Source organism: Microvirgula sp. AG722, assembly GCF_003269145.1.
Lineage (GTDB): Bacteria > Pseudomonadota > Gammaproteobacteria > Burkholderiales > Aquaspirillaceae > Microvirgula > Microvirgula aerodenitrificans.
This window is the reverse complement of sequence record NZ_QLTJ01000002.1, coordinates 484,351-509,141: the sequence shown is the minus strand read 5'-3', so window position 1 is coordinate 509,141 and position 24,791 is coordinate 484,351. Positions and strand designations below refer to the sequence as shown.

Below are 24,791 nucleotides of genomic sequence, written 5' to 3'. Positions count from 1 at the left end.
GTATTTTGGCTTGGGGCAGGATTCTACAGCCAAACCCGGCTGCCTAGCGAGCTTGTAGTCAAACTCTGGTGGAATGGGGACGAAAGGTATTGACTCTCGCCCCTTCCGCCCGGGTCAGGCGGCGGCGCCGATCATTTTTTGCAGTTCGCCGGACTGGAACAGCTCGGTCATGATGTCCGAGCCGCCGACGAACTCGCCGTTCACGTACAGCTGCGGGATGGTCGGCCAGTTCGAGAAGTCCTTGATGCCCTGACGGACTTCCGGGTCTTCCAGCACGTTGACGGTGGCCGGGCGGTCGACACCACAGGCCTTGACGATCTGCACCGCCTTGGCGGAGAAGCCGCACTGCGGGAACTGGGCGGTGCCCTTCATGAACAGGACCACCGGATGTTCGGTGATGACCTGGCGGATTTCGGCTTGCACGTCGCGCATGGTGCGGTGTCCTGAAGAATGGTTGACTGATTCAGTCGGATTTTATCCGCAGCGGCTCGGCACGGTCAACGCATCCCCGTTTTTTCCTGGCCGGCATCAAGGCTTGTCGGCGGCGGCCTGCTGTTCGCGCCGCAGTGCGAGCAGCAGCAGCCTGGCCTGCGCGTCATACAGCCCCTGGCGACAGATCTGCCGCGACACCCCGGACGCCAGCAGCGCGGTGACCATCAGCGGGATCACCATCGACGACGAGTCGGTCATTTCCATCACTACTACCAGACCGGTCAGCGGCGAACGGCTGAGGCCGGCAAAGTAGCCGACCATGCCGAGCAGCACCATCGCCTGCGGCAGCACCTCGGGCAGGTAGCGGCCGATATCGTGGCCGAAGCCGGCGCCGATGGTCAGCGACGGTGCCAGCATGCCGCCGGTTACGCCGGACAGCTGCGACAGCACCAGCGTACACAACTTGGTAATGCCGAAGTAGTCCATTTCCTGGCCGCCGCCGCCTTCCAGCAGCAGCTTGGCCTGTTCATAGCCGGTACCGAAGCTCAGGCCGTGGGTCGACAGGCCGATCACGGCAATCGCCAGCCCGCAGCTGCCGGCAAACAGATAGGGGCGGTGGGTGCGCTGGCGGAAGATCCAGTGCGTGCTGCCGGACGAGATGGCGATCAGCATGCGCGCGGTCAGACCGCCAAAGCCGCCACAGATCAGGCCGGTCAGGATGACGGCGACGATCTGCTGGGTGCCGATGGCGCGGAAATGGATCGAGGCGACGCCGTAGTAGTCGTAGTTGCCGAAGACGGCCATGGTGACCAGACCGGACAGGATCACGGCGATCAGCATGACGCCGCTGGCTCGGTGCTCGAAGCCGCGATGCATTTCCTCGATGGCGAACACGATGCCGGCCAGCGGGGTGTTGAAGGCGGCGGCCACACCGGCGGCGCCGCCGGCGAGGATCAGGCTGCGGGCGACGCCCTCGCTGGTGATGTGGTTGAACTTGCCGATGGCGTAAGTCAGCGCGGCGCCGACGTGGACGATCGGGCCTTCATAGCCGAACGTGCCGCCGGCACCGATGCCGATCAGCGTGGCGACCAGTTTGACCCCGGCGGCCTTCAGCGTCAGCACCCGGTCGCGCAATGCCGCACCGCGGCGGTCCAGCGCGGCGATGGTCTGCGAGATGCCGCCGCCACCGGCGTCGGGACAGACGGTGCGGATCAGCCAGATCGACAGCACGAAGAAGGCCGGAGTCCAGGCCAGCGACAGCCACGGTGACACGGCGTACACCTGCAGGAACAGCGCATCGACCGCGCGCGAGCCGAGCATGAACAGGATGCCGGCCACACCGATCAGGATGGCGCTGGTCCACAGGGCAAGCCGGCGCCGGAACAGGGCCCACGACAGATAGTAGTAGCGGAGGCGGCGATTCATGCGTGTGGCTTCGTTGTACGGTGGCTTCCTCGGGGGAGGCGGGCGGAGCAGGTTCCGTTGCATGGCCGCGGCGGGACTATCTTCATATTAGTAATTACTGAATTTATATCGTCAGGGCGTCGGATGCAAATCGGATGCCGTTGCAGTGGGTGGTGCCCGGTGTCGTGACGGCAGAATGAAAAATGCCTCGCCGGCTGGCGAGGCATCGTGAGCGCTTGGTGAGCCGGCTTACTCTGCCGGGCTGTCTTCCGCTGCGTTCCCGGCCGGTTCGTCCAGTTCGGCGTCCTGCGGGTAGACCGGTTTGGGAATGCGGCGTTCCAGCACGGCGGCAAAGAAGCCGTCGCAGCCGTGGTCGCGCGGATTCAGCCGCAGGCGGGTGCCGGTATCGAGCTCGACCCGCTGTTCGGCCAGCAGCACATTGGCCGGCAGTTCGACGAAATCGGGGTGGGCGGCCAGGAAGGCGTCGATGATGGCGTCGTTCTCGGACGGCAGGATCGAGCAGGTTGCATAGACCAGGCGGCCGCCGTTCTTCAGCAGGCGGGCGGCGTGGGCAAGGATGCTGGCCTGGGTGACATTCAGCTGGGCGACCGATTCCGGCGACTGGCGGAATTTCAGATCCGGATTGCGGCGCAGCGTGCCGAGGCCGGAACACGGCGCGTCGACCAGAACCCGGTCGACCTTGCCGGCCAGACGCTTGATCTTGCTGTCGTTCTCGCCCTGGATCAGTTGCGGGTGGACATTGGACAGGCCGGAACGGGCCAGACGCGGCTTCAGGTTGGCCAGCCGCTTTTCCGACACGTCGAACGCGTACAGCCGGCCGGACGATGCCATCATCGCGCCGAGCATCAGCGTCTTGCCACCGGCGCCGGCGCAGAAGTCCACCACCATTTCACCGCGGCGCGGCGCCAGCAGCAGGCCGAGCAGCTGGCTGCCTTCGTCCTGGACCTCGAACGCCCCTTCGGTGAACAGCGGATGGCGGTTGACTGCCGGCTTGCCCTTGATGCGCAGACCGAACGGCGACATCGGGGTCGGCTGGGCGTCGATGCCGTCGCGGGCCAGCTGGACGGCCACGTCTTCGCGGCGGGCCTTGATGGTGTTGACGCGCAGGTCGAGCGGCGCGCTGTTCTGCATGCTCTGGCCCAGTGCGAGCAGTTCGTCGTCGGACAGGCCGGCGTCCTGGAGCTGGGTCGCGACCCAGTCCGGCAGCTCGGCGCGTTCGGCCAGCGTCAGTTCCGGCGTCGTGCCTTTCAGCTCGCCGGCCCATTTTTTCTCCGCCTCGGTCAGGATGCCTTCCAGCTCGCGCAGATTGAGGCCGCGCACCTTGACCAGGCTGGCAATGGCCAGCCGCTTCGGTGTCGGGTTCGGCTGGGTCAGCGCGGTCAGGAACGCGCGGCGGCGCAGGACGGCGAAGACGGTTTCGGCCACCAGGTGGCGATCGGTGGCGCCGAGACGGCGCTGGTCACGGAACCAGGCCGACAGCACGGTGTCGGCGGGGCGGTCGCAGGGCAGGACACGGCGAAGCGCGTCGACCACAGCGTCGAATTGAGCGGCACTAATTGGCATTGTGTGACTTGTCTTGTTTGGGGCGCTCCAGCCGGATTTCATTTCCGACCTTCAGCCTGATGAGTTTCATGTCGATTGTCTTCTCGCTGTCCTGCATGCGGATGCGGAGCGGGAAGTTGTGATAATCGGGCGCGATCCAGAATTCGACCGTGTCACCGTCGGACAGGCTGCGAACCAGCACGGCGGGAATTTTCCGGTCGACATCGACGTCGGCGTCTCCGACGACGGAAAGGGGGTAATGATAAACCTTCTTGCCGGTCGTCACCTGTACGTTCTTGTTCAACGACTTGCCGCCTTTCAGCGCAATCTGGAACGCGACGCTGAATACGTCCTGCGCGCCGTCTTCCAGCGGGGCCGTTTTCTTGTCGCCGCGGCCATAGGTCAGCACCTTCGCCTCCCAGTCGAAGTCGGCGGTCTCGCGCACCTGGTCGCCCCGGGTGGCCTCGAAATGCGACGGTCTCAGCCCGTTCGGGCCGATGCTTCCCTGGCTGCTGTAGCCGAGTCGCGGACCGAATACCGGGTGCAGGCGGACGTCCAGCCGGTAGCCGCCCGGGGTCTTGCTCCATTCGATATCGCCGCTGCCGGCCAGAAAGGCACCGTAGAACACCTCATAGGTCAGCGTGGCGTGGTCCGGGAAGCGGCGCGACATCGCATCGGTCTTTGCCGCCGGCGTGTCGTCGGCCGGCGGGGTGGCGTCCTTGCCGTCGCCGGAGTCGGCAAACGGCTTGTCGCGACGGCCGATGTCGCCCGGGTCTTCTGCCGGGGGGGCTTCGTCCGCTGGCGGGGAGGCATCGTCGGCGGGGGGCGCATCGGCCGGCGTGGCCGGCGCTTCTTCCGTCGTGCGGGGGGAGGTTGGCGGCAGCAGTTTCTTGCGTGGTTTCTTTTTCGGCGGCGGCAGCGTGGCGTCACCGACGGCAATGGCCGGTGGCGGCGGCGCGGCGGCAGCCAGACGCGGGGCGGCGGCGCTGTCGAGCACCTGCTGCGAATACAGCTCGATGGTCAGCGGCTTGACCAGGACCGGATCGGTCTCGGAAAACGGCCACTGCCAGCGCCAGCCTTCGGCCAGCAGAACGGAATGGACCAGCAGCGACAGCACCACGGCCAGAGCCCACTGTCCGCGTCGTGTCATGCCGGTCTCCGTCTCAGTCCAGCGCCACGAGGGCGCGGGCGGCCGGTTCGACGTCGCGGACTTCGACCCGGTGGCCGTTGATGTGCAGCCGGTCCTCGACGAACCAGCGCACGGCCTGCGGATACAGTCGGTGTTCGATACGCAACACGCGCTCGGCCAGCGAGGCGGCGCTGTCGTCCGGCAGCACCGGCACCACGCCCTGGGCCACGATCGGGCCGTGGTCGAGTTCGGCGGTCACGAAGTGCACGGTGGCGCCGGCAACGGCGCAGCCGGCATCGATGGCGCGCTGGTGGGTATGCAGGCCGGAGAAAGCCGGCAGCAGCGACGGATGGACGTTGATCATGCGGCCGGCGTAATGACTGGTGAAATCCGGGGTCAGGATGCGCATGAAGCCGGCCAGCACCACCAGATCGGCCTGATGGCGGTCGATGACGGCGGCCAGGGCACTGTCGAAAGCCGGGCGGTCGGGGTAGGCGGTGTGGTCCAGCGCCTCGGTGGCGATGCCGCGCGCGGCCGCCCAGGCCAGGCCGGCGGCGTCGGCACGGTTGGAGATCACGGCGGCGATGCGCGCGCCGGGAATGCCGGCCTCGACGATGGCCTGCATGTTCGATCCGCGACCGGAAATCAGGATGACGATGTTTTTCATGTGGAACAGGGCGCCGGCAGCAGCGGAGGCCGCAATGACCTCCTCATACTAGCGTGATAAATGAAAAGCGCTGTTGCCGTGCGGGCAACAGCGGCCAGATGAACACTCACCACGCAGAACGGACGAGCGAAACAGCCTCTCCCCGCCGGGGCGGGGGCGGAACGGGCGCCGGACCTGGCGCCCCGGGACGGGCTCAGGCCACCTGGGTCTGGTGCTCGTCGCCCTGACGGGCGCGGATCAGGCCAAGGCGGTGGACGGTTTCACCGGCGGCGGACAGCTGCGCCACGGCGGCGTCGGCGTGTTCGGCGGCAACGATCACCACCATGCCGATACCGCAGTTGAAGGTGCGGTACATTTCGTGCGATTCGACATTGCCGGCACTCTGCAGCCACTGGAACAGCTTCGGCAGCGCCCAGCTGGCGGCGTCGATCTGGGCGACGACATTGTCGGGCAGCACGCGCGGCACGTTCTCGGTGATGCCGCCGCCGGTGATGTGGGCCATGCCCTTGACCGGCAGCGACTGCATCAGCGCCAGCAGCGGCTTCACGTAGATGCGGGTCGGCGCGATCACCGCGTCGCGCAGCGAGCGCTCGCCATCGAACGGGGCGTCGAGATCGGGTTGCTTCAGGTCGAGGATCTTGCGCACCAGCGAATAGCCGTTCGAGTGCGCGCCGTTCGACGCCAGGCCCAGTACCACGTCACCGGGGCCGATGCTGCGGCCGGTAATGACCTTGCTCTTTTCGACCACGCCGACGGCGAAGCCGGCCAGATCGTATTCGCCGGACGGGTACATGCCCGGCATTTCGGCGGTTTCGCCGCCGATCAGTGCGCAGCCGGCCTGTTCGCAGCCGGCGGCAATGCCCTTGATCACGTCAGTGGCTTGCGGCACGTCGAGCTTGCCGCAGGCGAAGTAGTCGAGGAAGAACAGCGGTTCCGCACCCTGGACCAGGATGTCGTTGACGCTCATGGCGACCAGGTCGATGCCGACCGTGTCGTGGCGGTTCCACTCGAAAGCCAGTTTCAGCTTGGTGCCGACGCCATCGGTGCCGGACACCAGCACGGGTTCCTGATATTTCTTGCTGATCTCGATCAGCGCGCCGAAGCCGCCGATGCCGCCCAGCACTTCCGGACGCAGGGTCCGCTTGGCGTACGGCTTGATGTTTTCGACCAGCTGGTCGCCGGCGTCGATGTCGACGCCCGCGTCGCGGTAGCTCAGGGACTGACTCACGAGAGACTCGCTTTCTTGCTCAATGACAATGTTGGGACTGCCTGTCGCCGGCCGGGCCGATGACAGATTCTTCGCGGCAACGGGGCGCAGTTCAGGTATATATCCCCCTGAGCCGCCCGCGACGCGCCGTGGCGCATGATCACGGCGGCAAGGCCGCCCGCACGAGCGGGCGACGCGCGTGATTCCGATTCCCGCCAATTTCCCCCGCATTTTACCGAACATGTCGCGCATCCGCCGCAAATCTTCCAGGCCCCCCGTCCGGGTGTGGCCCTATCTGCTCGCTGCCCTGGTCCTGTGGCTGCTGTGGTCGCTGACCGAGGTGCTGGTCCCGTTCCTGGCCGCCGCCGCGCTGGCCTATATGGCGGTGCCGACCGTGGACGCGCTGGCGCGGCGCGGTCTCAACCGCACGCTGGCGACCACGCTGGTGCTGGTGGCGGTGGCGCTGCTGCTGTCACTGCTGTTGCTGCTGATTGTGCCGATGTTCATCCAGCAGGTGCAGGGGCTGTCCGAACGCATGCCGACGCTGGTCGACTGGCTGGAACACACGGTGTCGCCGTGGCTGGCGGCAAAGCTCGACATTGCGGTCCATTTCAACGGCACCTCGCTGCGCGATGCCATCGTGCGCAATGTCGGCGGGCTGCGCCAGGCGCTGGAACGCACGCTGCCGGCGCTGACCAGCCAGGGACTGGCGCTGATCGTATTCCTGTCCAATCTGTTCCTGACCCCGATCCTGGCGTTCTATCTGCTGCGCGACTGGCATGACATCGTCGCCCGCCTGGGCCAGTTGCTGCCGCCGCGCTGGCGTCCCGGTGTCGGTGAAGTCCTCGGCAAGGTCGATCACATGGTCGGCGAGTTCCTGCGCGGGCAACTGACGGTCATGGTGATCATGGCCGCACTGTACGGACTCGGCTGGTGGCTGGTAGGGCTGGATTCCGGCTTCGCCATCGGCGTGGTCGCCGGGCTGCTGGTGTGCATCCCGTATGTGGGGGCCTTTATCGGCGTGCTGCTCGCCACGCTGGCCGCCATCCTGCAGTTCGGCTCGTTCGAGGGGCTGGCGATGGTGTGGGGCGTGTACGCGGTGGCGCAGACGCTGGAAAGTTTCATCATCACCCCGCAACTGGTCGGCGACCGCATCGGCCTGCATCCGGCGCTGGTGATCTTTGCCCTGATGGCGTTCGGCACGCTGTTCGGCTTTGTCGGTGTGCTGCTGGCACTGCCGGTATCGGCGGTGCTGCGGGTGCTGTGGCAGGAGGGCATGGTCCGCTACTACGCGTCGCGCTGGTATCAGCGTAGAATCACGCGTATCCCTGCCGGGCACGATTGAGCAGCGGACGGGCGAGCCGCCCGTCCCGAAACCGGCCCGCTAACCGCTTCCCTACCCAGATACTGCGTTGGATCAGCTCGTACTCGACCTCACCCCGCCCCCCGCGCCGGCCTTTGACCACTTCATCGCCGAGCACAACAGGCAGATCATCGCTGCGCTGACCGACCCGGCCGGCGAGCGATTCATATACCTGTGGGGCGCGCCCGGCGTCGGCAAGACCCACTTGCTGCAGCAGTGGGTCGAACACGCGAACGCGGTCGGTCGCGCGGCGATCTATCTCGATGCCCGGGCGGAGAAGCTGCCCGACTTTGCACGCGAGGCGCGCTGCGTGGCGGTCGACCATGTCGACGATCTCGAACCCGACGACCAGATCACCCTGTTTTCGATCTTCAATTCGCTGAAGGATGGCGGCGAGGGCCAGTTGCTGACCGCTGGCCGCGCCGCCCCGCTGCAACTGAAACTGCGCGACGACCTGCGCACGCGACTTGGCTGGGGGCTGGTGTTCCAGGTCCAGGCCATGAGTGACGCGGACAAGTTTGCCGCGCTGAAGCGCCATGCGCAGATGCGCCTGGTCGATGTGCCTGACGACGTGATCCGCTGGTTGCTGACCCACTGGCGGCGCGACATGTCTTCCCTGGTGGCGATGATCGATGCGCTGGACCACTATTCGCTGGCGCTGCGCAAGCCGATCACCGTTCCGTTCGTGAAAAATATCCTGCATGCAAAGCTGACACGATGAATCTTGCCCTGTTCGATCTCGACAATACCTTGCTGGCTGGCGATTCCGATGTGGAATGGCCGCGTTTCCTGATCGGAAAGGGCCTGCTCGATGCCGAGTACTACCATCGCGAGAACGACCGCTTCTACCAGCAGTATCGCGACGGCACCCTCGATATCGATGCTTTCCTCGACTTCCAGCTCAAGCCGCTCGCCGACCGCGACCGCGATGAACTGGATGCGCTGCATGCCGAATACCTGGACGTGCACATCAAGCCGATCATCACCCGCCTCGGCCGCGAACGTGTCGCCGCCCACCAGGCGCAGGGCGATCTGGTGGTGATCGTGACCGCCACCAACCGTTTCATCACCGAGCCGATCGCCCGCGAACTCGGGGTCGAACACCTGATCGCGACCGAACTGGAGCAGGGCGCCGACGGCCGCTTCACCGGCCGCCCGAGCGGCACGCCGAGCTTCAAGGACGGCAAGATCACCCGCCTGGACGAATGGCTGGCCGCGCGCGGCAGCCGGCTCGATGCGTTCGACAGCAGCTGGTTCTACAGCGACTCGCGCAATGACATCCCGCTGATGAGCCGGGTCAGCCACCCGGTGGCCGTCGATCCGGACGAATTCCTGCGTGCCCATGCCGAAGCGCATGACTGGCCCGTCATTTCCCTGCGCGACTGACCCGACCCGAAAGCCGCCATGCACAGACCGCAAATCGCCGTATTCAACCACCTGCTGGCCCAGCAACCGGCGCTGCGCGCCGATTTTGCCGCGCTGGCCGGCCGGCGGGTGCGGGTCGAGCTGACGCCGTTCGCCGTCAGCGGCGTGGTGTGCGAGGACGGCTACTGGGCAAAGACGAGCGGCGAGCCGGAGGCGGTGGTGCGGCTCGGCGCCGGCACGGCCTTGCGCCGCCTGTCCGGCAGCCCGCTCGGCCCGGCCGATGTCGAACTGCATGGCGATGCCGAACTGGCGGCGCAACTGGCGCGCCTGGCCGGGCGCCTGCAGTGGGATGCGGTCGAGGACCTGTCGCGGGTCATGGGCGACATGGCCGCCGCCCGGGTGGCGGGGGCCGCGCGTGGCCTGCTGGGCTTCAAGGGCGAGATTGCCGTCCGTCTCGGTCGCAGCCTGGTCGAGCACTGGCGCGACGAAGTGCCGCTGGTCGCCCGCCGGCATGATGTCGCGGGCTTCTGTCACCAGGTCGACGATGCGCGTGATGCCGTCGAGCGGCTGGACAAGCGCATCGAACGCCTGCTGGGCGCGAAGCCGCGCTGACGCTGTTCCTTTTTCCGCCGGACCGGGCCTGGCCTGCGCTCGCGCGGCCATTTCTCTTGCGCGCCAGTGGCGCACCGATATCGATTGCTCATGCCGCTCTTCCGCTCCACGAAAATCGCCTGCACCTTCTACCGCCATGGTCTGGATGAACTGTTCTTTGCCCATCCGCGCCTGCGCCTGCTGAAATGGCTGTCACGACTGATGCCGCTGCCGCGCGACCTGTCCGCGCCGCTGCCGGTGCGGGTGCGGCTGGCGCTGGAAAGCCTGGGGCCGATTTTCATCAAGTTTGGCCAGGTGCTGTCGACCCGCCGCGATCTGCTGCCGGCCGCTTATGCCGACGAGCTGGCCCGCCTGCAGGATCGCGTACCGCCGTTTGACGGCGCGATTTCGCGCCGGGTGATCGAGGCCAGCCTCGGCCAGCCGGTCGATGTGCTGTTCGCCCGCTTCGACGACGTGCCGGTCGCCAGCGCCTCGGTCGCCCAGGTCCACCGCGCCACGCTGCACGACGGGCGCGAAGTGGCGGTCAAGGTGCTGCGGCCGGACATCCTGCCGGTGATCGAGCAGGACCTGTCGCTGATGCGGATGCTGGCCGGCTGGGTCGAGCGGCTGTCGCGCGACGGCAAGCGGCTGCGGCCGCGCGAGGTCGTGGCCGAGTTCGATACCTATCTGCATGACGAACTCGATCTGATGCACGAGGCGGCCAATGCCAGCCAGTTGCGGCGCAATTTCACCGGGTCGGACATGCTGGTCGTGCCCGAGGTGTTCTGGGACTGGACCGCGCGCGATGTGCTGACCATGGAGTGGATGGACGGCATGCCGATCAGCCGGATCGACCTGCTGTGCGAGCGTGGCGTCGATCTCAAGCAGTTGTCGCGCTTTGGCGTCGAGATTTTCTTTACCCAGGTGTTTCGCGACGGTTTCTTCCATGCCGACATGCACCCGGGCAATATCTTCGTCGCCGATGACGGGCGCTATATCGCGCTGGACTTCGGCATCGTCGGTTCGCTGACCGAGTACGACAAGCACTATCTGGCAGTGAATTTTCTCGCCTTCTTCAACCGCGACTACCATCGCGTGGCGGCGGCGCACATCGAATCCGGCTGGGTGCCTGCGGACACCCGGGTGGAGGCGCTGGAGGCGGCGGTGCGCACGGTGTGCGAGCCGATCTTCGAGCGGCCGCTGTCGCAGATCTCGTTCGGCCTGGTGCTGCTGCGCCTGTTCGAGACCAGCCGCCGCTTCAATGTCGAGATCCAGCCGCAACTGGTGCTGCTGCAGAAGACGCTGCTCAATATCGAGGGACTGGGGCGCCAGCTCGATCCCGACCTCGATCTGTGGGCGACTGCCAAGCCGTTCCTGGTGCGCTGGATGAACGAGCAGGTCGGTGTGCGCGGGCTGTGGAAGCAGCTGAAGAAAGAGGCGCCGGCGTGGGCGACGCTGCTGCCGTCGATTCCGCGCAAGCTGGACGCCGCGCTGTCCGGCGATACCCAGCGTCTGCTGACCGACGGCTATCTGCTGCTGATGCGCGAACAGAAGAAGCAGAATGCCCTGCTGATCTGCCTGTCCGTCCTGGTGGCAGCACTGCTGGCGGTGATATTGCTCAGGCTGTAGGACAAAACCCTGTTGCGGAAGCGGTCTAAAACACGGGAAAATCCCGGCCGCCGACCGTGCGGCCCCCCGTCGCGGTCGATAGTTACTAAGTAGTACCGTCTCCGTCTTCCGACCGGCTCTCGCGGCCGGACCGGCCATCTACAATCCGGCTATATGCCCGCTTCGGAGCCCGTCATGCTGCAAGACCGCTTTGGACGCAGCATCGAATATGTCCGGCTATCGGTGACCGACCGCTGCGACCTTCGGTGCAGCTACTGTATCCCCAAAGGTTTCAAAGGGTTCGAGCAACCCGAACACTGGCTGACCTTCGACGAGATCGAACGGCTGGCGCGGTTGTTCGTTTCGCTCGGCACCCGCCGTATCCGCCTGACCGGCGGCGAGCCCTTGCTGCGTCATGGCATCGGCGAGCTGGCCGCAAGGCTGAAGTCCATCGACGGTCTGACCGATCTGTCGCTGTCGACCAATGCCACCCAGCTGGCCCGCCATGCGGCGCCGCTGAAGGCGGCCGGCCTCGACCGCATCAATGTCAGCCTCGACTCGCTGCGCCGCGACTGCGTGACCCAGGTCACCGGACGCGACAGCCTGCCGGCGGTGATGGCCGGTCTGATGGCCGCCAAGCAGGCCGGCCTCGCGCCGATCAAGCTCAATATGGTGGCGATGGATGGCGTCAACGATGCCGAAATCGAGGATATGGTGGCGTTTGCGATCGAGCACGGTTTCATCCTGCGCCTGATCGAAGCCATGCCGATGGGCGACACCGGCCGCAGCGCCCATTATCTGGACCTGCAACCGGTGCTCGGCCGGCTGGTTTCCCGCTTCGGCCTGGTGCCGCAGGTGGCGGAACTCGGCGGCGGGCCGGCACGCTACTGGTGTACGGCGGACGGTACTTTTACCCTCGGCGTGATAACGCCGATGTCACAGCACTTCTGTGCAACCTGTAACCGTGTCCGCCTGTCGGTCGACGGGACGCTCTACCTCTGTCTGGGGCAGGATGAGAAAGTCGAGTTTCGCCCGCTGCTTCGCGGCGGCGCCAGCGACGACGATCTGATTGCCGCCATCCGCCAGGGGATCGAGCTGAAGCCCGAACGGCACGAGTTTGACGGGAAACCGCAAAAACTCGTGCGCTTCATGTCGATGACCGGCGGTTGATTGGAGTATTGATGCAGCAAGGGCTCGATCGATTCCTGCAAGGCTTCCGCCGTTTCCAGGAAAACTATTTCGCGCCGAACGAAGCGCTGTTCGACGAACTCAAGTACGGACAGAACCCGGCCACCATGATCATCAGCTGTGCCGACAGCCGTGTCGACCCGATGATGCTGACCGGTTGCGAGCCGGGCGAACTGTTTGTCGTCCGCAATATCGCCAACCTGGTCCCGCCGTGTGAAGACCCGAGCCACGAGACCCACCACAGCGTGTCTGCCGCCCTCGAATACGCGGTCAACGTGCTCGGCATCGCACGCATCATCGTGCTCGGCCACGGCTGCTGCGGCGGCATCCGCGCACTGATGGACGGCATCACCGACAATCCGGGCAATGGCGGCTTCCTCGCCAAGTGGCTGTCGATCGCCGAGCCGGTCCGCGACTATGTGCACAGCCATTACGCCGAGTGCGACCCGGCGGCCCAGCTGGCGATCGCCGAGCGGCAGTCGATCCTGATCTCGCTCGACAACCTGATGTCCTATCCGTGGATCCGCGACCGGGTCGCGGCGCACACACTGAGCCTGCACGGCTGGTACTTCGACATTCGCGACGGTGCCCTGCACGGCTATGACCTGGACACGCGCCAGTTCATGCCGCTGGTCTGTCCGATCGAGAAGCGCTGAGCCTGCCGGGCGGCATGCCGGAGCGCCCCATGACATCGACCCCCGGGCTGGGCAGCGTACCGCTGTCCCGGCGCCTGACTTTCCGCATCGTGGCCATCCTCAGCGTGGTCATGTGTCTGGCGCTGGCCGCCATCGGCGCGACACTGCTGCTGTCCTGGCAACTGGAAGGCAGCGGTGCCGCCATCAATGACGCCGGCAGCCTGCGCATGCGCAGCTACCGGCTGGCATTCGAGCTGGAGAGCTACCGCCAGGGCCATCTGCCGCGTGCGGTGATCACCGGCCATATCGACGAATTCGACCATATCCTGGCGACCCTGCAGCGCGGCGACCGCAATCGCCCGCTGGCGGTGCCGAACGAAATCGGCATCCGCAACCAGCTGGTCGGCGTCAGCCTGTACTGGCGCGACCAGGTCCGGCCGGAGCTGCTGCGGGCGCTCGACATCAGCGGTGGCGCCGGCAGCCCGTTCTCGCAGGAGCACGGCACCCGGCTGGCCTCGCTGGTCGGCCAGATCGACCGCTTCGTCATGCAGCTGGAAATCGACAATGCGCGCAAGACCGAGTGGCTGCGGCTGTGCCAGGTGGCGCTGGGCCTGATGGCGATCGCCATGACCTGTGCCGTGATCTATCTGCTGTTCCTGATCGTCATCCGTCCGCTCGAGCAGCTGTCGTCGGCGATGCGCCGGCTGACGGTCGGTGATTATGCGGCCAAGGTCGCCATCGAGAGCGACGATGAGTTCGGCGAGGTGGCGCGCGGCTTCAACCGCATGGCGTCCAGTCTGGCCGGCGCGCACGCGACGCTGGAAGCGCGCGTGGCGGAAAAGACGGCGTCGCTGGAGCGGCGCAACCGCGAACTGTCGGCGATGTACGAAATGGCCGCGCTGCTGAACCGGGCCAGTACCGTGGACGAAATGACCGAGGGCTTCCTGCACCGGGTCATCGAAGTGGCCGGCGCCGACGGCGGCATCGTGCGTCTGGTCGACCCGGCGCACGACGTCATGCACATGGCGGCGCATCGCGGCGTTTCCAGCGGCATGACCCAGCGCGAGCGCTGCATTCACGTCAACTACTGTCTGTGCGGTGATGGCGCGCGCGGCGTGACCCGCATCGAGGCGCTGGACGGCAGCGTGCCGATTGCCAGCGGCTGTCACGACGAGGGCTACAACGTGGTGTCGGTGTTCCCGATCGGCAGCGGCGAGCCGTCGCTCGGGGTGTTCAACCTGTTCTTCCGTCGCGCGCACATCTTTACCCGCCAGGACATCCAGCTGTTCGAAGTGCTGGGGCAGCGGCTGGCGGTCGCGATCGAGAACCTGCGCCTGTCGACCAAGGCCCGCGAGCTGGCGGTGCTGGAAGAGCGCAACCTGTTCGCCCAGGGCCTGCACGACTCGATCGCCCAGGGCCTGTCCTACCTGAACCTGCAGGCGCAGATGCTGGAAGTCGCCATCAACGACCGTGACGACGAGTCGACGCGCGAGGCGCTGACGGCGATTCGGGCCGGCGTGCAGGAAAGCTACGAGGACGTGCGCGAACTGCTGAACAACTTCCGTGCCCGGCTTGGCGCCGAGGATCTGGGCGACGCCATCGGCAATCTGCTCGACAAGTTCCGTCGCCAGACCGGGGTGGCGGTCGTGTTCCATCGCGAGGGATTCGGTGCGCCGCTGTCGCCGGACCAGCAGCTGCAGCTGCTGTTTATCGTCCAGGAAGCGCTGTCCAATATTCGCAAGCATTCACAGGCGACGCACGTGGAAGTGAGACTGGAAGACGAAGCCCGGCTTATGCTGTCGATCCATGACGATGGCGTCGGCTTCGACCCGGCCATTCTCGATTCGTCGCCGGAAAACCACTATGGGTTGAATATCATGCGTGAACGCGCGCACCGGGCCGGCATGGAGCTGGCCATCCGGCCGGAGCCCGGGCGGGGAACCCGGCTGGAGCTCAAGCTGGCCGAAGAAAATCGCCAGGTGGCATGAACGTTCAACTCTGCTTGCAAGGACACAGAAAATGACCGCACCCATCCGGGTTCTGCTGATCGACGACCACACCCTGTTCCGCAGCGGCGTCAAGGCGCTGCTGTCGCGGCAGTCCGAATTCGAAGTGGTCGGCGAGGCGGCGGACGGTGCCGAGGGTGTCAAGCGGGCGCTGGCGCTGCAGCCGGATGTGGTGTTGCTTGACCTGAACATGCCGGGACTGTCCGGCATCGAGGCGCTGGGGCTGATACTGCAGGACCAGCCGGCGCTGGCGGTGGTCATGCTGACCGTGTCCGAGGACGCCGAGGATCTGACCGCCGCGTTGCAGAAGGGCGCTCGCGGTTATCTGCTGAAGAATATCGACGCCGAGTTCCTGAAGCGGGCCATTCTGCGCGCGGCGGCCGGCGAGTCGGTCATGAGCGAGGCGATGACCACCAAGCTGATGCAGCAGTTCCGTGCCGGCGACAAGCGACCGGCGGAAGCCGGTGAAAGCGGCCGGCTGACGCCGCGCGAACGCGAAATCCTCGGCCATCTCGCCTGTGGCGAGAGCAACAAGGAAATTGCGCGTGACCTCGATCTGGCCGAGAGCACGGTCAAGATCCATGTGCAGAACATTCTGAAGAAACTGAACCTGAGCAGCCGGGTGCAGGCAGCGGTGTACGCGGTCGAGCACGGGCTGGCCCCGCGCCATTCCTGAACGCGGTTACAGCTCCAGCGGGTCGACGTCCACGCTCCAGCGCAGATGGCGGCCATACGGTTTTGCCAGCACCGGCGCCTGCGCCGTCAGTTCGGCCAGCATGCGGCGCAGCGGCCCGCGCTGTGCCGACTGCACCAGTACCTGGGCGCGTTCGCGCCCTTCCAGCCGCACCATCGAAGCCGTGATCGGGTCGTAGACGCACACACCGTCGATGGCCGGCAGCGCCGCGACCAGCGCGCCGAGGAAGGCGCGCGCGTCGGCCAGTTTTTCGCTGTCCGCCCGCACCACGAACTGGTGGCAGTACGGCGGCATGTCGGTCTGTTTCCGCTCGTCCAGCAGCGTGGCGGCAAAGCCCGGATAGTCATGCCGGCACAGCGCCTGGTACAGCGGGTGTTCCGGCAATTGCGTCTGCACCAGCACCGTGCCCGGCCGTTCGGCGCGACCGGCGCGGCCGGCCACCTGCATCAGCTGCGAGAACAGGGTTTCGCTGGCGCGGAAATCAGCGCTGTACAGGCCGCCGTCGGTATTCAGCGCCACCACCAGGCTCAGGGTCGGGAAGTCGTGGCCCTTGGCCAGCATCTGCGTGCCAACCAGCACATCGACCTCGCCGTCGTGGATGGCCTGATAGACCTCGGCCCAGGCATCGCGGTGGCTGACGGTGTCGCGGTCGATGCGGCGGATGCGCGCGCCGGGCAGCACGCGCGTCAGCGCGGCCTCGACCCGCTGCGTGCCCTGGCCCAGTGGCTTCAGATCGGGATTGCCGCAGTCGGGACAGGCGTGCGGAACCGGCTGGTGATGGCCGCAGTGATGGCAGCGCAACTGGCGCTCGCGCAGGTGCAGCACCAGTTTGGCACTGCATGACGGGCAGCCGGCGATCCAGCCGCAATCGGTGCAGGACAGCGCCGGCGAGTAGCCGCGCCGGTTCAGGTAGACCAGGCTGACCTCGCCCTTGTCGCGACAGCGGGCCAGGGCCTCGATCGCCGGCACGGACAGGCCGTCGTCGAGCGGCAGGCGGCGGATGTCGATCAGGTGGATGGCCGGCAGCGCGGCGCCGGTTGCCCGTTCGGCCAGTTCGACCCGGCCATAACGGCCGGCATCGGCATGGCGCCAGCTTTCCAGACTCGGCGTGGCCGAGCCGAGCAGGATCGGCACCCCGGCGCGGTGGGCGCGCCAGATTGCCAGATCACGCGCCGAGTAGCGCAGGCCGTCCTGCTGCTTGAAGCTCGCGTCGTGCTCCTCGTCGACCACGATCAGGCCCAGTTCCGGCAGCGGAGCGAACACGCCGAGCCGGGTGCCGATCACCAGCCGGGCGCGGCCCTGCCAGGCGGCGACCCAGGCTTCGCTGCGCGCCCGTTCCGGCTGGCTGGAATTCAGGCAGGCAATGACCGTGTTCGGGAAACGGGCGCGGAAGCGCGATTCCAGTTGCGGCGTCAGATTGATTTCCGGCACCAGTACCAGTGCCTGGCGGCCGGCCGCCAGGGTTTCGGCGATCCGGCGCAGGTAGATTTCGGTCTTGCCGCTGCCGGTAATGCCGAACAGCAGCGTCGGCGAGAAGCCGTCGCGCGGCAACTGGTCCAGCGCCTGCTGCTGGGCGGGGGTCAGCGCCGGCAGCGGCCCGAGGGTCAGCGCGGCCGGCTGATCGTCGACTTCCTCGATCCAGCCGGCAGCCAGCCAGTCGTCGAGACGGCGGCCGGCATCGGCGGCAATGGCGCGGGCGCTGGAGCGGGCCAGTGGCGAGGCGGCCAGTGCCGCGTGCAGTTCGCACTGACGGGCGGCACGCCTGGGCGGCTGCCAGTCGCGGCCGGCCGGCGTCAGCCGGTACTGCGGGTCGCGGGCGGGGATGAACGGACGCGGCGCGCGCAGGGCCGGCGGCAGCGCGGTGAACAGGGCCGGTCCCGGCGCGCATGCATAGTAGTCGGCGGCGAAGCGCACCAGCGCCAGCCAGTCGTCGGGCAGCGGCGGCAGCATGTCTTCGATCGGCCGTGCCGGTTTCAGGTCGAACTCGCTGTGCGTGGCGTGGCCAAGCACGATGCCGACCATCTGCCTCGGGCCAAAACCGACGCTGACCCGGCTGCCGATGGCGAGCGGACCCGGCGCGGCATAGTCGAACGTCCGGTCCAGCGGCACGTCGAGCGCGACCCGGATTACCGTGTTGCTGCTGGCATCAGTCATGGCAAAACCGCGTGCTGGCTGGGTTTGCGGCTGCTATGCACAGCTGCTGTGGATAAGTCTGTGCGTAAGCAGGGAATGACGTGGGGCAAGTCCCGTCCAATGCGCCTCTCATTATTTTGCGTAAAATTTGTGCAACATTTAAAGTCTTTTTAAATCAGCAGGTTGACGTTCGTCACTTCCTGGCGGGCACGGCCGGAGGGCTGAACGGCGCGAGCGCAAGTTATACACAAAAAAGAAGCGCCGATTGCAATTGTCAATCTTTTTCTGCGCCGGGATTGCGGAAAAACGCGACGGAACCGGCAGGGCACGGTTCCGTCGCAGTGCCGCCCGCAGGCGGCGGGAATCAGCTGTGGTACGGGCGTGAAAGCCGGTGCACGGCGTCGACGAAGGCCGCGGCGTGCTCCGGCGGCACGGTCTGGCCGATACCGTGGCCGAGGTTCATCACATGACCGTTGCCCTGGCCGTAGCTGGCCAGGATGCGGGCGACTTCGGCCTCGATGGCGGCCGGGCGCGCATGCAGCGCGACCGGGTCGAAGTTGCCCTGCAGCGCGACACGGTCACCGGCGAGGCGACGGGCATCGGCCAGATCGGTGGTCCAGTCGAGGCCGACGGCATCGCAGCCGATATCGGCAATCGCGTCCAGCCACTGGCCGCCGCCCTTGGTGAAGACGATGACCGGCACCTTGCGGCCTTCCGACTCGCGGGTCAGGCCGGCGATCACGCGGCGCATGTAGGCGAGCGAGAATTCGCGGTAGGCGGCATGGCCGAGTGCGCCACCCCAGGTATCGAAGATCTGCACGGCCTGCGCGCCGGCGGCAATCTGCGCGTTCAGGTAGTCGGTCACGGTGTCGGCGGTGACGGCGAGCAGGTGATGCATCAGCTCGGGGCGGTCGTAGGCCAGCGTCTTGACGTGACGGAAGTCACTGGAGCCGCCGCCTTCGACCATATAGCAGGCCAGCGTCCACGGGCTGCCGGAGAAGCCGATCAGCGGCACGCGGCCGTCCAGGGCACGGCGGATGCTCGATACCGCATCCAGCACATACTGCAGCTCGGCGCCGATGTCCGGGCGCGGCAGGGCGAGGATGGCGGCCTCGTCGCGCAGCGGGCGCTCGAAGCGCGGGCCTTCGCCCTCGGCGAAGTACAGGCCCAGGCCCATGGCATCCGGTACGGTGAGGATGTCGGAGAACAGGATCGCCGCGTCGAGCGGGAAACGTTCCAGCGGTTGCAGCGTGACCTCGGTCGCCAGGTCGGGCGCCTTGCACAGCGACAGGAAATCGCCGGCCCGGGCGCGGGTGGCACGGTATTCCGGCAGGTAGCGGCCGGCCTGGCGCATCATCCAGACCGGGGTGTATTCGACAGGCTGGCGCGCGAGCGCTCGCAGGAAAGTATCGTTTTTCAGCGGGGACATGGCGTAGACCGGGTGGGAAATGACGCGATTATACGGTGCCGCGCCGGTCCCTGCCCCCGGCACGGTCAATTCATCCGGCATTGCCGTTGCCGGCCACTGCCGGCGGGGTCAGCCGGTAGAACAGATTCGGCTCGCTGACCACGTAGATGGTCCGGTCCGGGCCGATGGCCATGCCCTCGGCCTGCGGCACCCGTGCGTGCGGGAACGGCGTGCTGCGCAGGTCGAGGTAACTGACCGGCCGGCCGTCGCGGTCCAGCTCCATCAGCCGGTACGACTCGTCGCTGAGCAGCAGCAGGTGGTCGAGCCCGGGCACGAATTCGACGCTGGACAGGTCGGTTGCCGGCAGCGAGCCGTCGATCCAGGCGCTGAGATCGGTCAGACGCAGGGTCATGGCCGCCGGATCGGCGTCGTGCAGGCCGTCGATGCGGTACAGCTTGCTTGGCGAGTGTTCCTTGACCAGATACAGCTGGTCGCGTCCGGCGTCGTAGCCGACGCCCTCGAAGCCGGCATTGCTGCCGGGGAACAGGTCGAGCCGCAGCGACTTCGACTTGTCCATGTCGATCGGCCCCGGCTGCGCCGGCAGGGTCACGATATGCAGGGTGTTCTTCCGTTCCTGCAGCAGGGCGACCCGGTTGTTGCCGAGGTAGGCGACGCCTTCGATATCAGGCCCGTGCCGCAGCGGGTAGCTGCCGGTCGGTTCGCCGTTGCGGTCCAGCGTGTACAGCGTCGCCGGCCGGTTGACGACGGCGATCAGCCGGTCGTGGTCGGTGTCGAAGGCCAGCCCGGACAGGTTCTTGTCGATGCCGGGGACGACGCGGGCGTCGATATCCATCCGGTAGCCGGCCAGACCGAGCGCGCCGCCCTGGCGGTCGGACCGGTTCCACTGCGTATCGCGCGCGTCCTCGCCCGACATCCAGCGATACATCTGGCTGTCCAGCTTGTAGTAGCGCACGCCGATGTAGGCGAAGAACACCGCAGCGGTCAGCAGGGCGGTGGCGAGCAGGCTGTAGCCGGCCAGGCGAAGGGCGAAGGGGCGCATGAACGGGGCCGTGGAAAGGGACGACGATCATTGGTGCAAACGGCGGCTTTGACCAGTTAAATTTTATCGTGCCGCCGCGCGCTTACGCCGCTTTCTGCTTTCGCCGGCCGCCCAGCTTGCCGGCGACCCAGGCACCGAGGCTGTCCAGGTAGAAGTAGACCACCGGTACCACGATCAGTGTCAGCAGGGTCGAGGTCACCATGCCGCCGATCACAGCATGCGCCATCGGCGCGCGCACTTCGCTGCCGGCGTCGACCGCCAGTGCCAGCGGCAGCATGCCGAAGATCATGGCGAAACTGGTCATCAGGATCGGGCGCAGCCGTACCCGGCCGGCCTCGCGGATCGCCGCGACCTTGTCCATGCCCTCGCTGCGCGCATGATTGATGAAGTCGACCAGCAGGATGCCGTTCTTGGCTGCCAGCCCCATCAGCATGATGACGCCGATGACCGAGAACATGTTCAGCGTGCTGCGCCACAGCAGCAGGGCGATGAACACGCCGACAAAGGCCAGCGGCAGCGACATCATGATCGCGACCGGCTGCAGGAAGCTGCGGAACTGCGCGCACAGGATCATGTAGATGAAGATCACGCCGATGGCCAGCGCCTGCAGTGCATAACCGAACGAGTCGGCCATGTCCTGCTGGGTGCCGCCGAAGTCGGTGTAATAACCGGCCGGCAGCCGGGTATCGGCCAGGATGGTCTGGATGGCCGAGTAGGCGGCCTGCGCGTCGCCGCCGATGATGTTGGCGGTCACCGTGACCTCGCGCGCCTGGTCGTAGCGTTCCACCCGCTGCGGCGTGGTGCCCGGGACCCGCGTCGCCACCGCCGACAGCGGCACCATGTGGGCGTTGCCGTCGTCGCTGCGCCGGGTGGCGGCAACGGTCAGGGTGTCGAGCAGCGCCGTGTCGCGGCGGGCTTCGGGAATCTGCACCCGGACATCGTAGTTTTCCCCGTCCGGCGCCTCCCAGGTGGTGGCAACCTGGCCGGAGAACAGCACGGCCAGTGTATTGCCGATGCGGGCCGGATCGATGCCGAGCGTCGAAGCCGCCTGGCGGTCGACCTGATAGTTGTACGACGGGTTGCGGTCCTGGACGCTGCTTTCGACGTCGGTCACGTTCGGCACGGCGGCAATCCGTTCGGCCAGGTGGCCGGCCACGCGTTCGAGCACGCTGAAGTCGCCGCCGCGCACGCCGATGCGTACCGGTTTCTGCCCGCCGCCCGGCCCGCCTTCCTCGGCCACGTTCTCCAGCTGGACGCCACCGATCTGCTGCACATCGGCGCGGACCAGCGGGAACAGGTCGAAGATCGAGCGCTTGCGCTCGTGTTTCGGCGAGGTGTACACGCGCAGCGTGGCCTGGTTGCGTCCCTCGCCGAAGCCACCGCCGACATTGATATAGACGTCGCGCACTTCCGGGTACTTGCGCAGCCGGGTCTCGATGTCGCGCGCCTTGGCCTCGGTGTATTCGAGCGTGGCGCCCGGTGCGGTCTTGATGCTGATGCTGAAGCGGTCGTTGTCGCTCTTCGGCACGAATTCGGCACCGATCACCGGCACCAGCAGGAAGCTGCCGACCAGCAGTGCCAGTGCGGCGGCCAGTGTGGTCTTGCGGTGCTCCAGCGACCAGCCGATGGCGGCGCCATAGCGGGCGGACAGCCGGTCGAGCGAGTTCTCGAACCAGTCCAGCATGCGGCCGATGATGCCGCCGCGATGCTTGTCGCCATGATGATGCGGATCGGGCCAGACCGACGACAGCATCGGGTCGAGGGTGAAGCTGACGAACAGCGAGATCATCACCGCCACGGCGACGGTCAGGCCGAACTGCTGGAAGAACTTGCCGATGATGCCGCTCATGAAACCGACCGGCAGGAACACGGCGACCACGGTCAGCGTGGTGGCCAGCACCGCCAGGCCGATTTCCTCGGTGCCTTCCAGCGCGGCGCGGTAGTGATCCTTGCCCATATTGGCGTGGCGGACGATGTTCTCGCGCACGACGATGGCGTCGTCGATCAGCAGGCCGATCGACAGCGACAGTGCCATCAGCGTCATGACGTTGAGGGTGAAGCCGGAGACGGCGACGGCGAACAGCGTGCCGATCAGCGAGATCGGCAGCGTCAGGCCGGTAATCACCGTGCTGCGCCAGGAGCCGAGGAACAGCCAGACGATGATCACGGTCAGGATCGCGCCCTCGATCAGCGTCGAGCGCACATTGGCCAGCGAGCGGCGCACCTGCTCGGCGGTGTTCGACAGCACCTTGATCTCGGTGCCGGGCGGCAGTTGCGGACGGAGCGCGGTCAGGGCCTTGTTGACGCCGTCCGCCGTGGCGACCACGTTGGCGCCGCGCGCGGCGGTCAGTTCGATCGACAGCGCGCGCTTGCCGTTGATCAGCGCCAGATTCTGGTAGTCGGCCGAGCCGTCGCGCACGGTGGCGACATCGCCGAGGGTGATGGCGCGGCCATTGCGGCTGGTGATGATCACGCGGTTGAAATCGTCGACCTGGCGCAGCTTGCCGTCGAGACGCACGCTGACGTCCTGGCCTCGTTCGGTGACCCGGCCGGCCGGGACATCCTTGTTGTCGCCGGCCAGCGCGTCGACTACGTCACTGGCGGCCAGGCCGAAGGTACGCAGCCGGTCCGGATCGATGTCGATGCGGATCTCGCGCTTGATCTGGCCGATCACGTTGACCGAACCGACGCCGATGACCTGCTGCAGCCGCTTCTTGATCAGCTGGTCGGCCAGCGTTGACAGCGTGGTGGCGTCGGCACTGGTCGACGAGACGGCCAGCGTCATGACCGGATTGTCGTTCGGATCGACCTGGCTGACCGTCGGCGGGTCGATCTCGCGGCGAAAGCGCCCGGCGATGCTCGACACCTTGTCGCGCACGTCCTGCAGCGCGGTGACCGGGTCGACCGACAGTTCGAACTCCACCACCACCGTCGAGCTGCCCTCGAACGAGTACGAGCGGATGTGCTTGACCCCGCTGACGGTGTTGACCACCTCCTCGATCGGCCGGGTGACTTCACTTTCGACCACTGTCGGCGACGCGCCGGTGTAGACCGTGCTGATGACCGCGATCGGGAAGCGGATGTCGGGAAACTCCTCGACCGACAGCCGGTTGTAGGCGAACAGACCGAGCACGGTGATGGCCAGCATCACCATGGCGGCCAGATAGGGATTGCGGATGCTGACGCGGGTCAACCACATGGCGGGCGCTCGGCAAGAAAGGGGGAAGGGACCACTAGCGGATCAGGGCGACGGTGTCGCCCGGTCTGACGCCGAGCACGTGGTCGTAGATGGCGACCGCATTGGCCGGCAGGCCGCTGACGGCAGCCAGCCCGTCGATGGTGTCGATCAGGCCGATTGTTACCGGCCGCTTGACCGCGCGCTTGCCCTCCAGCGTCATCACCCATGGCGCCTTGCCGTCGCGGTCACGAATGGCGGTCAGCGGCAGGATGGCGGTGGCGTCGGCCGAGGCGATCACCAGCCGTCCGCGCGCATACTGGCCCGGATAGATGCGGCCGTCGCGGTTGTCGACGGCGATGAATACCGTATAGCTGCGGGTGCCGCTGTCGGCGACCGGGTTGATGCGGGTGACGCGGCCATCGAAGCGCAGCCCGCTGTCCAGCGTCAGCGACGCGCGCTGGCCGAGGCGGATGCGCTCGATATCGCGCGCCGGCACGCTGGCGGCGACTTCGAGATCGCGCAGCGCGGCCAGGCCGAACAGCTCGCCGTTTTTCGGCAGGGTCTGGCCGACCTCGGCGCTGCGCTTGTAGATCACGCCGTCGAACGGCGCAACGATGCGGCTGTCGGCCAGCGACTTGCGCGCACGGGCCAGAATGCTTTCCTGTGCGGCGAGCTGGGTGGCGTTGACGCGGTAATCGCTCTCGAACTCATCGAGTGCGTTCGGAGAAATGAAACCCTGTGCCGCCAGTTCGCGCTGGCGCTGGAGTTTCTTGCGCGCCAGGTCGAGCCGGGCGCGGTTGGCGGCCAGTTGTGCGGTCTTTTCGTCCAGTTCCAGGCTGGCGGTACGCGGGTCGATCTCGGCCAGCAACTGGCCCTTCTTCACCGCCTCGCCTTCGCGGACATGGATCGCGGTGACCGTGCCCTCCAGCTCGGCGGCCAGGGTGGTCTGCATGCGGGCGCTGATCGGGCCGGTAACCGGCACGGCATCGTCGACCCGGCCGGACTGGGCGCGGCGGACATCGACGGCCGACAGGGTCAGTGCCGGTCGGGCCGCGGGTCTGGCATCGGGGGCCTTTTGCCCGCAGGCGGTCAGCGCGAGGGCCAGCGCCAGAACGGCGGACAGTCGTGTGGTGTGCGGACGCGAAATCATGTCGGGGGGA

Annotated in this window: 20 protein-coding genes; 9 read left to right on the top strand and 11 right to left on the bottom strand. The window is 66.8% G+C overall.

Translation table 11 applies throughout. The features are described from left to right. Positions 1-114: 114 nt before the first annotated feature. From grxD to purM, 6 genes are all read right to left on the bottom strand, one after another. Entirely contained in the window at positions 115-432 is a 318-nt protein-coding gene (grxD, locus tag DFO50_RS06005; RefSeq protein WP_028500115.1) for a Grx4 family monothiol glutaredoxin, read from the bottom strand. 96 nt (positions 433-528) lie between these two features. After that, a complete protein-coding gene (locus DFO50_RS06000; RefSeq protein WP_036386614.1) occupies positions 529-1,857 on the bottom strand; it encodes a chloride channel protein in 1,329 nt (442 codons plus the stop codon). A gap of 228 nt (positions 1,858-2,085) precedes the next feature. Continuing rightward, the gene (locus tag DFO50_RS05995; RefSeq protein ID WP_373280123.1) at positions 2,086-3,414 is read right to left on the bottom strand and encodes an RsmB/NOP family class I SAM-dependent RNA methyltransferase; all 1,329 of its coding nucleotides are present in this window, start codon (positions 3,412-3,414) and stop codon (positions 2,086-2,088) included. Then, a complete protein-coding gene (locus DFO50_RS05990) occupies positions 3,410-4,549 on the bottom strand; it encodes a DUF3108 domain-containing protein (protein ID WP_028500114.1) in 1,140 nt (379 codons plus the stop codon). The genes DFO50_RS05995 and DFO50_RS05990 overlap by 5 nt, the downstream gene beginning before the upstream one ends. Positions 4,550-4,562: 13 nt before the next feature. Further along, entirely contained in the window at positions 4,563-5,195 is a 633-nt protein-coding gene (gene purN, locus DFO50_RS05985) for a phosphoribosylglycinamide formyltransferase (RefSeq protein ID WP_028500113.1), read from the bottom strand. 193 nt (positions 5,196-5,388) lie between these two features. Continuing rightward, on the bottom strand, positions 5,389-6,423 hold the full coding sequence (gene purM / locus DFO50_RS05980; protein WP_107889300.1) for a phosphoribosylformylglycinamidine cyclo-ligase: 1,035 nt from the start codon (positions 6,421-6,423) through the stop codon (positions 5,389-5,391). A gap of 220 nt (positions 6,424-6,643) precedes the next feature. On the opposite strand from purM, the gene DFO50_RS05975 reads away from it, so the two are divergent. The 9 genes from DFO50_RS05975 to DFO50_RS05935 all read left to right on the top strand — a co-directional run bounded on the left by DFO50_RS05975 (position 6,644) and on the right by DFO50_RS05935 (position 15,834). Then, positions 6,644-7,747 carry an AI-2E family transporter gene (locus DFO50_RS05975; RefSeq protein WP_107889302.1) on the top strand — a complete coding sequence of 368 codons (1,104 nt, stop codon included), beginning with the start codon at positions 6,644-6,646 and terminating at the stop codon, positions 7,745-7,747. 67 nt (positions 7,748-7,814) lie between these two features. Further along, a complete protein-coding gene (gene hda / locus DFO50_RS05970) occupies positions 7,815-8,486 on the top strand; it encodes a DnaA regulatory inactivator Hda (RefSeq protein ID WP_028500110.1) in 672 nt (223 codons plus the stop codon). After that, complete coding sequence (locus DFO50_RS05965; RefSeq protein WP_028500109.1) at positions 8,483-9,151, top strand: HAD family phosphatase; 669 nt, start codon at positions 8,483-8,485, stop codon at positions 9,149-9,151. Before hda ends, DFO50_RS05965 begins: the two co-directional genes overlap by 4 nt. A gap of 18 nt (positions 9,152-9,169) precedes the next feature. After that, complete coding sequence (locus DFO50_RS05960; RefSeq protein WP_112692188.1) at positions 9,170-9,742, top strand: SCP2 domain-containing protein; 573 nt, start codon at positions 9,170-9,172, stop codon at positions 9,740-9,742. 90 nt (positions 9,743-9,832) lie between these two features. After that, positions 9,833-11,350, top strand: a complete 1,518-nt coding sequence (gene ubiB, locus DFO50_RS05955; RefSeq protein WP_028500107.1) for a ubiquinone biosynthesis regulatory protein kinase UbiB — start codon at positions 9,833-9,835, stop codon at positions 11,348-11,350. Between the two features lie 174 nt (positions 11,351-11,524). Beyond that, positions 11,525-12,499: a GTP 3',8-cyclase MoaA gene (moaA, locus tag DFO50_RS05950; protein WP_028500106.1), complete on the top strand. Its 975-nt coding sequence runs from the start codon at positions 11,525-11,527 to the stop codon at positions 12,497-12,499. 11 nt (positions 12,500-12,510) lie between these two features. Then, positions 12,511-13,173 carry a carbonic anhydrase gene (locus DFO50_RS05945; RefSeq protein WP_028500105.1) on the top strand — a complete coding sequence of 221 codons (663 nt, stop codon included), beginning with the start codon at positions 12,511-12,513 and terminating at the stop codon, positions 13,171-13,173. A 29-nt stretch (positions 13,174-13,202) separates the two neighbouring features. Further along, positions 13,203-15,140, top strand: coding sequence for a type IV pili methyl-accepting chemotaxis transducer N-terminal domain-containing protein (locus DFO50_RS05940; protein WP_036386612.1), 1,938 nt, complete (start codon positions 13,203-13,205; stop codon positions 15,138-15,140). A 31-nt stretch (positions 15,141-15,171) separates the two neighbouring features. Then, positions 15,172-15,834 carry a response regulator transcription factor gene (locus DFO50_RS05935; RefSeq protein ID WP_028500103.1) on the top strand — a complete coding sequence of 221 codons (663 nt, stop codon included), beginning with the start codon at positions 15,172-15,174 and terminating at the stop codon, positions 15,832-15,834. 6 nt (positions 15,835-15,840) lie between these two features. On the opposite strand, the gene DFO50_RS05930 is transcribed toward DFO50_RS05935, so the two are convergent. The 5 genes from DFO50_RS05930 to DFO50_RS05910 all read right to left on the bottom strand — a co-directional run bounded on the left by DFO50_RS05930 (position 15,841) and on the right by DFO50_RS05910 (position 24,781). Then, on the bottom strand, positions 15,841-18,006 hold the full coding sequence (locus DFO50_RS05930; RefSeq protein WP_112692187.1) for a primosomal protein N': 2,166 nt from the start codon (positions 18,004-18,006) through the stop codon (positions 15,841-15,843). A 343-nt stretch (positions 18,007-18,349) separates the two neighbouring features. Next, entirely contained in the window at positions 18,350-19,414 is a 1,065-nt protein-coding gene (hemE, locus tag DFO50_RS05925; protein ID WP_028500101.1) for a uroporphyrinogen decarboxylase, read from the bottom strand. Positions 19,415-19,484: 70 nt separating this feature from the next. Further along, positions 19,485-20,453, bottom strand: coding sequence for an SdiA-regulated domain-containing protein (locus DFO50_RS05920; RefSeq protein ID WP_112692186.1), 969 nt, complete (start codon positions 20,451-20,453; stop codon positions 19,485-19,487). A gap of 82 nt (positions 20,454-20,535) precedes the next feature. Then, complete coding sequence (locus DFO50_RS05915; protein WP_112692185.1) at positions 20,536-23,652, bottom strand: efflux RND transporter permease subunit; 3,117 nt, start codon at positions 23,650-23,652, stop codon at positions 20,536-20,538. Between the two features lie 34 nt (positions 23,653-23,686). Further along, on the bottom strand, positions 23,687-24,781 hold the full coding sequence (locus DFO50_RS05910; RefSeq protein ID WP_051529011.1) for an efflux RND transporter periplasmic adaptor subunit: 1,095 nt from the start codon (positions 24,779-24,781) through the stop codon (positions 23,687-23,689). Between the last annotated feature and the right edge of the window lie 10 nt (positions 24,782-24,791).